Source organism: Candidatus Omnitrophota bacterium, assembly GCA_023819145.1.
In the GTDB taxonomy this organism is placed as follows: domain Bacteria; phylum Omnitrophota; class Gorgyraeia; order DTHP01; family DTHP01; genus JBFWKV01.
Genome location: JAMWCW010000031.1, coordinates 1 through 2,782, shown reverse-complemented (window position 1 = coordinate 2,782; position 2,782 = coordinate 1). Strand labels below are relative to the sequence as shown.

Genomic DNA, 2,782 nt, shown 5'->3' with positions numbered 1-2,782 from the left:
AGGGTTTCTGCCTTCTGTTTCCTCAAGGGGAAGACGTTAACTTTCCTCAAGTCGAGGATGGAAATCCTCCACGCACAAGACATACCATTCCCATAAACAAAAAACACATACATATTACATTGCGCCTCTTGAAACACGACAAAATTTTTGATTCATCGAAATTTGAAGCACCGGTTCCTTATATGATAATATAAGGATTTATATCCTGATACACAGTTCTGTATCGAAAATTTGTCTTTGACGAAAAGACGACCATTTTTCCCCATTTTTCTCCTCAGTTTGTCATCCTTGAGGAGACGCATTATTGCCTTTGCCAGTTCTTCTGCATTTCTTGGGCTTACTAGTATTCCTGTTTTCCCCTCTCTTACTAGCTCGGAGATTCCACCTACATTTGTAGCCACAATTGGTTTTTCCATAGCCATTGCCTCTAAAATGCTGACGGGAGTCCCTTCATGAGTGGATGCCATTGCAAAAATATCGGCTAAGGATAAAATTAGTAGCAATTCTTTTTCCTTAACATAACCGGTAAAGACTACATTCTGATCCAAGTTCAGAGTTTTTACAAGATGCCTCAGACTATTATAATACTCTTTTTGTAGGGGAAGAACTTTACCTACTATTATTAACTTTATGTCAGGAAAATATCCTTTAAGAATTTTTATGCTTTTGATCAGATAATCGTATCCTTTCCTTGGTGAAATGTATCCCGTAGAAACTACGGAGAAGTTTCCAAGACTCATTTTATTTTTCTCGTCTAAAGTAATGTTCCCAGGATTAAACTTATTAATATCAACAGGCTCATAAATCACTTTGTCGCCTTTTTTCCCCAGATAATAGTTAATTAACCTTCTTGATACAAATACTCGAGTTGCTGACCTAATAAGGGGTGATAGGGCAAATATTATCATGCGGGGGTAAAGGTCGGAGATCAATACCCATACAAATTTCTTTTTATTAGTAATGAAGGCGGCGAGTGCTTCTTGGATACATATGAAACCATTAATCTGAATGATGTCCGGTTGTTCAACTTGGATTATTTTATATATTTCAACGAAACATTTTGGGAAATTTAAAAGACACTTTACTATATGTATCACTGATTGGATATTAGTGATTAATCTTGGTCTTAAAGCACTTGTTTTGTATACCTTAAACCCTTTTCTCATAACTTTTGTGGTAAAGAGATTTCCTTCTACTCCAGTTGGGGCCAGAAAAACGTTTTCTATTCCAAATTTTTTAAGTTCTGATGCTACTAGAAGGCTTCTTCTTTGAATACTGCCTATGATATCGAAGGGTTGAATATTCAAAACTTTTATTTTAGGCATTTCTGTACACCGTTAAAAGCCCTTCTTATCGCTTCTGAAATAGGCAATTTTGCGCAATGGCTACTAGGATTCTTTAATAATTGAAGTAGCATTGAAGCGAGTACATCATTGGTTTTCATTATCTCCTCTAAAGAGACCATAGCCTTGTTTGGAAGCATAATCTCTTTAACTAGAGCAGCATTTTTAGGTTGATAATTTATTACTAGCATAGGTTTTGATAGTAAGTACGAGAATATTACAGAATGATACTTGCAACAAATTATAATGTCCAATTGGGAAAAATTTGATAAAAAATCTTTTATATTACCATTATACGAAATAACCTTAATTTTACCTCGTAGAGTATGGGGCAGTCTTCTGATGATTTTTTTTATGATAATTAAATCTCCTTTTTTTGGATTATTATCGAAAGCTAGTAAATAGAGTTCTACATTCTTAAATTTCTCAAATATTTTACGAATATTGGATGCCAGAGCTTCAGCTAACAGGTCATCTTTTGATGGAGCTGAGAAGAAATTCATGAATACCGGGGTTAGGGAAATCCCTATCTTATTGGGAGTATTATTTACAAATACAGAAGAATTATTTCTAAACTGTTCGTGTAATTCAATCGCCGTATCAAAGCCTTGTATGACCGGCTTAGATATAAGGCGAGAAAGAAGAGCATATGAGAATTTGTCTCTAGTACTGATACATTTTGTGAAGACTAGTACACATTTTATTAATACAGCTCCTAGCACAGTTTTTGCTCTAAAACCATTGTTAATTAGCAGTAAATCCTTAAAGGTAACCCTTGCTAATATTGCAAGTGCAAAAAGGATTATAAAAGTTTTAAATAATTTTCGCAGAGAGCAATAGTCATGTAAATGATCCCCGCCATCAATTATTATCTTTCTAACTCGTACTAGAGTACAAAAAAGGTCCTTGAATGAAGTTATAAAGCGTATCGATATTTTTTTAGGATTTTCAAAATTTTTTAACATATAATTATTTCTAAGGTAGATGTCTACTAAGAGATTCGAATTAAATAATCTGTCTAAAATGTTAATCAAAGAAACTAAAATAGCGTCATCACCGATATTCCCCCAAGCATGATACCCTAATAAAAGAATCTCTTCGTTATATAGTTGGGCTAGATTTTTAGACGCCATTATTTTCTTCCACCGAACTCCGTTTCATAATGGCTTCTACCTCTCTAACATGTGTAACCTCAAATAGGCAGAAGTTATTTATTCTTTAAACATTTTCCGTTCATCAATTTTTGCAAACAAGCATTATGTCATAGGCAATTAACCGGTTAGGTACATATATTTTTTTCTAATATTTTGCTGGGCGCAATGTAATATGTATGTTATTTAGGTAAACTACAAAGTTAGGTACTGCCAATGTATTTTTATGAAAGCCGAAGAAGTCATTCAAAACTTAAACCTAGAAAACCTGGAGAACCTCCCCAACCC

General features: G+C 34.0%; 2 protein-coding genes. Both read right to left on the bottom strand.

The features are described from left to right. Positions 1-152: 152 nt before the first annotated feature. Positions 153-1,325 carry a glycosyltransferase family 4 protein gene (locus NC818_07690; protein MCM8784623.1) on the bottom strand — a complete coding sequence of 391 codons (1,173 nt, stop codon included), beginning with the start codon at positions 1,323-1,325 and terminating at the stop codon, positions 153-155. Further along, positions 1,313-2,476 (bottom strand): polysaccharide pyruvyl transferase family protein, encoded by a 1,164-nt coding sequence (locus NC818_07685; protein MCM8784622.1) that lies wholly within the window; start codon positions 2,474-2,476, stop codon positions 1,313-1,315. The genes NC818_07690 and NC818_07685 overlap by 13 nt, the downstream gene beginning before the upstream one ends. Positions 2,477-2,782 lie beyond the last annotated feature (306 nt).